Here is a 9,386-nt window from a genome sequence, read left to right as displayed (position 1 = left end):
TCCAAAGGCCAGCTCTGGTCAAATTTTCACGGCGGGCTCAGAGCTGCATATTGCCACGAATGTTCCAAGACTCGGCTCAGGGGACCAAGATGCCATTGGCATTAGTGGGAGCGATCGGCACCGCTCCCTGCCAAAGATTTACCGTTAAGCTTCAACTTAATCACCAAGAGCCAATCTCAATGTTGCGATAGGACACAGACACCTTGTCGCCGTCGGCAAGTTTCAATGCCCCCTCCAGACCAAGCGAGAAGTTAACCATATCGCCCTCTTTTATGTTTGGGCGGCCAGTTTTGGAAAACACTTCGTTGCCATCGCAAATTATGTGAATTTCGCCGGGCGTTTTGTCCTTTAGGCTCTTTTTCTTGGTCGAATCCCACATCACCCGTACTTCAACGCTGTGCCACTCGCCGAAGGTGTCGGGACCAAAGCAAGTTTTGCGGTTCACTTCATAGCCGTATTCGTTTCCGACAATAAATTGCAGTACCGGTGTCTCTCCGGCTAAAAAACGTACTGCATACAGATGGTTGTCTACTGCGTTCAAGATATTGTCAGAGGGAACGTTGACTTCCCATCGATAGGCTATGCGATCACCGTGCCTGTGTGCACTTGACGATTGGTACTCGGTGCGCTGCCTTGTTGCCGAACAAGCTGTTTCGAAACCAGGGGCACATCCGTCTGAGCTAAGTTGAGCCGTGACAACCCCATCTGACACGGTTAGCGATGCTTCGTCAGGCGCGAATATTTGGAATTCGTTTGCATGGGCACCGCTCACCGCCAAACATGCGGGTAATGCGGCGGCAACGAATGCTCGACATGTCAGATCAATTTTCATTTTGCTACTCCTTTGCGAACTCGATGCGCGGTTGCTTTGAACAGCTTCCAACCGCTATCCTAGGACGACAGGGGTGATCCGAAATGTCCGGAGAAAATTCAGAAATTTCTGCTAAATCTGAGGATGCGATTTGGCTCGGTAGGTCCCAATTTCTCATTCGGGAAAAGGAGTTGAAGAGCGCCAGCGGTCAAACAATTCGGTTACGGCGACAAAGCACAGAAGTATTGGCCTTTCTCGTGTCGCGCGCCGGACATGTTGTGTCGAAAACCGCGCTTATTGAAAATGTCTGGCCGGATACCTTTGTGACCGACGACAGCCTGGGGCAATGTATTGTTGATATCAGGAGAGTATTGGAGGACACAGATCACAGCATCTTGCAGACCTATCCCAAGAAGGGTTACCGTCTGGTCCCCGCAAAACACAATACACGGCAAGCTGGCATTTTTAGCACGAAACGTCGGTGGTTTTTGCCTTCCATTGCTGCCGTCGCACTGGCCGTCTTTGCTGGCATACAGGGCTACTTTTTCACTATGCGGGATACAACCGATGTCGCATCCCCGGCTTTGCCGAATGAACCTTCATTAATTGTTCTGCCGTTTGACAATCAGTCGGGCAAATCCGATCTTGAATATCTGGCTGCCGGGTTCAGTACATCCATCCGCACGCAGCTTTCAAAGTTTCCCCAGATTTTTGTGATCGCCGGACCGACCTCGATGACATTTAAGAACAGTCCTGGAACGGCACGCGGTATCGGACGTGAAATGGGCGTGGGGTATATCCTCGACGGAAGCATTCATGAACTGGGCGAGGGACTTTCAGTCAATGCCGAATTGATTGACGCAGCTTCCGAACGTACCATTTGGGCCGACCAATATGATTTATCAGGCGAGGGAGCACTGCAGGCACATACCGCCATTGTTGAGCAGATCGTATCGACATTGAACGTCGTTGTGTTGGAAGAAGAAATTGCAGCGGTCAATTCTCGACCTTCTGAAAGCGCGCACGCATACGACCTGTTCATGAGAGCTGAAGCCGCTTCCAACCGCCTTACGCGCGATGGTCGCTTGAAATCTGTCGAGCTTCTGACGCAGGCAATTGAACTGGATCCTGACTATTTAGCGGCGCACTTGGAGCTGAGTGGGCGGTACTTGAGCCTTTATCGTTTTGGTGCAGCCGACGATCCGGAAAAAGCCGTTCGTCTGGCTCGCTACCACGCTGAGCAAGCACTTGAGATCAGCCAATCTGACTATCGAAGTCATTTTAGGATGGGGATGTTGCACCTGTTTGCAGATCAGGACCATAACTTCGCCCTTGCTGCGTTTCAACGCGCGCTCGAGAAGAATCAGAACGATGCGGATGTATTGTACAATATGGGATTTTTACGGTCGCTCATGGGAGACGCTGCTGAGGCCATTGAGTGGAACGACAAGGCAAAACGTGTGAATCCTCGCTATCCGGGTTGGTATAATTTCAATGCAGCCCAATCACGGTTTTTCATTGGTGACTACGAGGAAGCTGAAACCTTGGCACGGTTGGGAATGGCGCAATATCCAACTTCTCTCCCACCCCGAAGAGTATTGATTGCCACACTCGTTGAGATGGGAAGACTAGAAGAAGCGCGAAAAGAAGTTGATGACTACCTGAAAGTTAGTCCCGATTTCCGCCTATCAACGTTTCGAAACACGCCTTTTCAACACGATGCTGACCGCGAGCGGTATTATAACGCTATGCGCGATGCGGGGATGCCAGATTAATTGTTGTACTTGTTTGGGACCTAATACTGTTTTTGCAAGCGGCTAGAACATCGGCTTTGGCTTCAGAGAACAAGTCGCCCCAACCGCTGCCACACCTTCCACGTACTAGGCAAATTTTGTTTGCGATTGGTGCGGATGGTTCGAATCCTACCACCCCAGCCACTTTCATGAAGACTTGATGTTAAGGGTTGCTAGGGCGATCTCTGAACGTCGTTGCCCCAGTTGGGGCCACAGGTTTGGATGGTTGAACGGCGAGCGGGTGCTGTTTTATTCTAAAGGGCTCCATCTGAGAACCTAGTCTCCAATCTCAGAAGTACTGCTGCTCCTACCGATTGGCGCGGCCTCTGCGCGGAATAAGGGGCAGTCATCCTAGCCTAGCTGAGTGTGGTTGAAACTTGCCCAACAGTCGATCCCGAACGAATTCTCTCTACTTACGCGCACCTTTATCAATTACGCTTGGTCACCCCATACGACGCCAGGTTTGCTACCATTAAGCTGATACGCAATTGACTGCAGTATAATGCCATTGGTATTGATGTCGCTGTATTCCTGGTCTGATTGTCCCGTGACTGAGAACACTCCAGGGCTGAACCCCAGCAAACTGGTTTTTGCTTTATTACGGATGCTCGCCACAAGTAGATCTGAGTAGGTGCCTGGCCGCGACGCGTTCCAGAGGTAAGCCGCCTTGCTGTTGAGCATATCAATGGCTCGGATAAACCCTTTGGTTTTGAAGCGCGGGGAGGGGTCGAGTGTCTCGTAGGTCCAGCTCCCTTGGTCCGGCCCAATCTGAAACCCTTGGTACACGAACCAGGGCGCGCGGTTGATTGGACCTTCGGAAACACAGACCGGCTTACCGGATGTAAGATATGCCTCGACCTGAGCGGCAAACAGCGCGTCTGAGGCGGCGCGTGCGAGGTCGGACGCCCCCAATTCAACATCTTCCAGAAGGTGGGGTTCCGTCCCAATCGGGCCAAATCTTGCGACATCATGTAAAAGATGCACGCTGTTATCGAACGATGAGCCGAGGCTCGGAACCGAATATGGCGATGCAACTGGGAAGCCCCAAAGTCCAAAAGCGCGCGAGATATATCCTGCATAGTTAGACTGATAGGACGACACCAAACGCGTGCCCTTTACGGTTAACGGAACCCCATCCCGAATGGTTTCGTGTAGGTCCCAACCTTCCACGATACGGGCAATCCCAAGGTCACTTTTTGAGTAATTGTCGAGCAGATGCAGCGATACAAGCAGTCTTGCGGTATCGCTTGCATTGTACTTATCAGTACCCTTAGCCTTCCCGTCTGTGGATGCCAGACCTTTCGGGAGTTGCAGGTCGTTGAATTTGCCCGTTTCCAACCCCGCGAGCACCGCATTTATCCGATGAGAGAACTCGGCATCGTCAATAATACCAATGCTATGTGCACTCATGATTGCAAGGATAAGAGAACCGGTGTCCCACATCGTGCTGAAATTATAGGATTGGATCTTTTCGTTCTCGAGCCAGGCCGTTGCAGGAACCATTCCGGTTTCCGGGTCCGTAAGCTTTTCGAAGTACGACCAAGCGAGTTTGGCATCATCGATCAATTGTGCGTGCTCAGTCGAACTTGCGTTGCCTGTTTTCAGTTTGGCCGGCCAGCGTCTCGAGAGACGTGTAAGCCTCGATTGCTCATTTGTAGTAGATACAGCCTCAACGAACTGGCCCAAGTTGAGAATATTGAACTGTTGGGATTTTCCAAGTCCAACAAGCTCTTGGACAAGAGCATCAGCTCTGCCTGTCCCACCGAATGTCTTCTCATTGATTACCAGCACAACATCGTCGGTAGGCGAATGACTTTCTGAAATACGCTCTTCAAGGGTATGCACCTTGGTATCTGCCGAAGGTTCTTCCAGCACTAGTGAGGCATTCACGCGCATTGCGCCGTGCTCATCATACCCGGAAAACGGATCACCCATTGGCGACAAGTTCAAAACGGCATTGAAACCACCATGTATCCCCTGTTCCACCGATAAGGCATCGCTGTCTCCTATTGCGACACACGTTGTGCGTGTCCTTCTGTGAGAAGGCGTATTTGGTTCTATTGCGCCGAAAGAAAGATCTCTCGCCCTCTGCCATGTTTCGTTCTGGCCCGAGACCAGAACACACGGGTGCTGGTTCTGTATCTCACTTGCAAGCTGGTCTGCATCATTTGTTGCGTCAGAAGAAATGAAATCCTCGCTGATTACCGTGAATGGCAACCCTGCTGATGTTAGTTTGGATTTCAGCGTGTTATCAGGTGCATCACCTTTGATGCAAAGCACCAAATGCCGCGAGATATGTGCTCCTGACCTGAACCTCAATTCTGATGGTAACATGAGATAATTGCGGCTTGGGGTGAGGTTCTGGCGAAGCCCATCGCCAAGGATTGCCCCCTGATCAAATAGCTCTTCTTCGCTGTTCAGCAGGTCACCGGGGAAACTTGTGGCAAATACAACAGGTCCTTGGTGGGATGTCGCTTCGGAAATTGCTGCTCTTATGTCTTTAACGGTTGGCGAGCGAGGTAAACGCCTGCCTCCGTTGATCTGCTGAGTACCGTCGCTGTTTCGCCAGATTTCAACCTGTTCCGGGGTCTCAGGTAGCAAGATGGAATTCAGAATCTTGGCCGAACGTAGCCCGCCCATGGTTGGGGCTTGGTCGGATGGAAGCCGAGCGACGACGGTCTGTGGAGCGGCAAATTGCGCCTTTGTGGCACTGCCTGCTGCGAGAAATTGCTTAAGCCGATATCTGGCTGTGCTCACAGATCTCATGCGCTGATATGTGTTCTGAAAAGCAAGATCCGGAAGGTCGAGCATCACTTCCACCAATCCTGGATAGTCGGTGATCAACTCGGATAGAACGTGCGCCAATTCAGTGTTGGCATCGGGTTCTCCTGATGTCTTATGATCCAATCTCACGGCAAGACCCACAGGAACGTTCTGGGAGATAATTGGATCTAAAAAAGAAAAGAGCCCAGAGGGTGAGGTGTTGGGCGTAATCCCGTCGATGAGAATTAAACAAGGGTCTGTGTTGGCAGCTTGTAAAGGTCTCAATGTAGAAGAAAACGCTGTCGCCCCACTGAGGATGACGCGGGAAAGAAATGTTCGACGGTCCATAATCTAGCCTCAATCTACTGCCTGTCATGAACTATGGCAGCTAGCTCAGCCTTGGCCAATGCCGCAGTTTACCGCACACCCAACCATGCGACGATAAGCGAGTTTCGTCATTATTCGTTTTGTATTAGCATACATTCAAGACCTAGTATGTAATCTCGAGCGACTGAGGCAGCAGAGTTTGAAAAAAACGGAAAAGATCAAAAGCAAGGCTTCGGCTAAACCTGTGTTTTTTGATCCCACGTCTCACCGACTGGTGTTTTTTTCCGTTTCTGCAATTGTGTTCCTGATTTTAGCGGCGGTTTGGTTTACCTTTTTTGCTGCACATATCTACGAAACCAGTCTCCCTCCGCTTGCTGCAGATGGCACAACTTCAATCGTTGAAAACAGCCAAGGGAACTTATCGTCACCTCAAACTCAAATACAGAAGGACCCGTTGGCCAAGGTGCAAAGTTCGCCCGGGGTGCACAGTTGGGCCGATGCAGACAATGATAACGAAACTGTGGGCAAAGAAGTCGTAGCGCAAGCCGCTCCTCGGTTCTCTAAAGTCCATGCGTTTGTCCCCTACTGGTCTAAGGCAGGTCTTGTTGAAGCACGCACAAACATCGCTGCAATTGACGTTCTGTTGCCCGAGTGGTTTTCAGTTGATGGCAGATCCGGAGAGCTGACCAGCCTTCCGAACGACCAACGCAACAAACTTCTGGGTATTTGGGGTCAACACCGCGATCGCATAAGTCTCCTTCCTGTCATCAATGCCGGCGTCAATCAGGGCGAAAATCGCCTCTCGTGGCTAACCTCTCCGGATCAGCAAGAGGAGCTCATCAAGGCGGCGTCTGCTCTGGCAGAAGAGAAGGAGTTTGATGGCTTCTGCTTCGATTTCGCCGGCGCATCCGCTACAGAAGTTGAAGGCATTAGAACCTTCGCTTTGATACTGAAGGCGGAGTTTGATCTGAAGGGAAAGGAAAGCTGTATCATCGCTGCAATTGAGGATGAACTTTTGAAACATCCAACAATTGCCGATCTGACAGACAGGCTGATAGTGCTCGCCTTTCAGGAGCCCGGACCTTTCAGTGTGCCAACGCCGCTCGCCGATCAGATATGGTTTGAGCAAGCATTGTCTGCTCTTCTTGAGAGAGTCCCTGCCGAGCAACTTGTCATCGCGCTTGGTAGCTTTGGGATGGATTGGGTTAGTGGAAATCCCAATCCCGATTATTTGAACTATTTCGAGATTACCGAGGCTGCTGCCCAACATGATAGCTCTATCGAAATGGACGCTGAAAGCCTTAATTCACATGTATCGTTTTCTGATGATGAAGGGCATCGGCATCAGATTTGGTTTTTGGATGCCTTAAGTGCTTTCAACCAATTGGCGCGCTCGCCGCTTGATGAGCTTCTTGGGATCGCAATATGGCCTGTATCCGGGGGGGATCCCGGAGTGTGGGATTTGATTTCTCGCATGGATCCAAGTTCAAATGATGCTTCAGTCGCTTTGCAGAACATCCGATCAGCACCTCATGTCCATTACGTAGGCAAGGGGCCTCTGCTTTCTGTTCGAAACCCAGCTATCCCAGGACGGCGAGACCTGGTTCTTGATGATGAAAGTGGACTGATCATTGATGCGAACTACCTAGAGCTTCCACGAGCTTTCACGGTTCACCTCAAGGGCACAATGCCGAAAAACACAGTCATTCTCACGTTCGATGATGGGCCAAGCCGTGCTTACACGCCAAAAATCCTGGACATACTAAAGGAATATGATGTTCCAGCAGTGTTTTTTGTAGTTGGAAGCCGTGTCCAGAGTTCTCCTGAATTGGTTGGCAGGATGGTTGAAGAAGGGCATGAACTGGGGGTTCATACGTACTACCATCCCAATATATCTGAGATCTCCGGTTTGCGTCTCAGATTGGAACTACATGCATCACAAGAACTAATCAAAAGCGTCTCAGGCCTGAATACCAATCTGTTTCGTGCTCCATACGGTTTCGATGAAAACCCCGAAACTCTTGAAGAGGCAGGAGTTCTTAATCTGATCGCTGACGAGCAATATGTTGTAGTTGGGATCGAAATCGATTCTTCGGACTGGATGCGTCCGGGAGTGGAAAACATCGTGGATACCGTCACGACCCTTGTCGACGCAAATCAAGGTAACGTTGTTTTGCTCCACGATGCAGGAGGAAACCGAGAACAAACGATCCAGGCGCTGCCGAAAATTATTGAAGCATTACAGGAGATGGACGTCTCCATTGTTCCTCTATCTAGTATTTCCGAACAAGGTGAGATTTTTCATTCGCGTGAGGTGATACAAGAACAAGATCTCCTTCGAGATCTTTCTTTCTGGCTGATCCGGGCCCTGAAGACAGCCATAACCGCAGCTTTCTTTGTCTTGATCACAATTGGCATCATTCGTTCCGTGGGGGTGCTGGTGCTGGCACTTATCAAGGAACGGCGCACGCATGAAAGTGGTGCTCCCCAATTGCCCGTTACGGTCTTGATCCCGGCATATTGCGAAGAAACGGTCATCACCAAGGCGATAACATCGGTGCTCCAATCGACCTACCCGATTGAGGAAGTGATCGTTATCGATGACGGTTCGACGGATGACACAGCTCGTGTAGTGAGTGCCAATTTCAGTTCTGATCCCCGCGTCCGATTGGTTCGGCAAAACAACCAGGGCAAGGCGGAAGCCCTGAACAATGGGATAGGTCTCATCACAACGCCGGTTTTTGTGGCGATTGATGCAGATACGATCATCGCACCCGAGGCGATTGGACTTCTGGTCAAGCACTTCAATGATGAAAAAGTTGGCGCTGTGGCCGGCAACGTCAAGGTCGGAAACCGCAGGAATTTGATCACCCGACTTCAGGCTGTTGAGTATATCACGGCGCAAAATCTGGACCGCCGGGCTTTTGAAGTATTCAACGGTATCATGGTGGTTCCGGGTTCGATTGGCGCCTGGAGGACCGAAGCTGTATTGGAATCTGGTGGCTATACGCTTGAAACAATCGTTGAGGACGCCGACTTGACAGTATCGATTATCCGGAGCGGGTACAGCGTCGTATTCGAGCCGGATGCACATGCATTCACCGAAGCCCCTGAGACGATACCTCAGTGGATGAGGCAACGGTTGCGTTGGCATTTTGGGATGCTGCAGATTGCGTGGAAGCATAAATCGGCGTTCCTGGAGCGTCGGCCGGTTGGACTGTTTTCTATTCCTGATCTGGTATTTTTTGGCGCAATCGCATCGCTTTTTGCGCCGATTGCGGATTTTGTGATGGTCGTCAATCTGATTGATATTATTAGTCAGTTGGGCAACGCCGAACTGGCCAGGCCAGAGAGCAGCGCCATAGTTGTTGCTATTGCCTATATCGCTTATTTGCTCTCTGATCTCGTGTTGGCGGCCATCGCGTTTGGTCTTGAGCCAAAAGAAGATAAGCGACTGTTGCCATGGGTTCTAACCCAGAGATTTTTCTATCGCCAAATCTATTGGATGGTAGCTCTGCGTTCGGTCGCCAGGGCTTTGACTGGGAAATTTACAGGGTGGCGCAAGATCACACGGACGTCGTCGATCAGCCCAACAGCGACTCTTGGGCTTTCGAGGGCGAAAGTCAGACATGTATTTGCCGACAAGGCACCGCGATGAGTGTGATATGGAAACGAGGGCAGCGTCAGGCCCT

4 protein-coding genes are annotated in these 9,386 nt (G+C 50.7%); 2 read left to right on the top strand and 2 right to left on the bottom strand.

Annotated elements, in window-relative coordinates; all coding sequences use genetic code 11:
* Positions 1-160: 160 nt before the first annotated feature.
* Positions 161-832 carry a hypothetical protein gene (locus O2N63_RS16875; RefSeq protein ID WP_271055475.1) on the bottom strand — a complete coding sequence of 224 codons (672 nt, stop codon included), beginning with the start codon at positions 830-832 and terminating at the stop codon, positions 161-163.
* 83 nt (positions 833-915) lie between these two features.
* Between O2N63_RS16875 and O2N63_RS16870 the strand changes: the two genes are divergently transcribed.
* On the top strand, positions 916-2,586 hold the full coding sequence (locus O2N63_RS16870) for a winged helix-turn-helix domain-containing tetratricopeptide repeat protein (protein WP_271055474.1): 1,671 nt from the start codon (positions 916-918) through the stop codon (positions 2,584-2,586).
* 450 nt (positions 2,587-3,036) lie between these two features.
* On the opposite strand, the gene O2N63_RS16865 is transcribed toward O2N63_RS16870, so the two are convergent.
* Entirely contained in the window at positions 3,037-5,715 is a 2,679-nt protein-coding gene (locus tag O2N63_RS16865; protein WP_271055473.1) for a DUF3131 domain-containing protein, read from the bottom strand.
* Positions 5,716-5,893: 178 nt separating this feature from the next.
* Here O2N63_RS16865 and O2N63_RS16860 point away from each other — a divergent pair, with 178 nt between their 5' ends.
* Positions 5,894-9,352, top strand: a complete 3,459-nt coding sequence (locus O2N63_RS16860; RefSeq protein WP_271055472.1) for a polysaccharide deacetylase family protein — start codon at positions 5,894-5,896, stop codon at positions 9,350-9,352.
* Positions 9,353-9,386 lie beyond the last annotated feature (34 nt).

The organism is Aliiroseovarius salicola (assembly GCF_027891095.1).
Classification (GTDB): Bacteria; Pseudomonadota; Alphaproteobacteria; order Rhodobacterales; family Rhodobacteraceae; genus Aliiroseovarius; species Aliiroseovarius salicola.
Note: the sequence above shows the minus strand (reverse complement) of the source record. Positions and strands in the feature narration are given on the sequence as shown.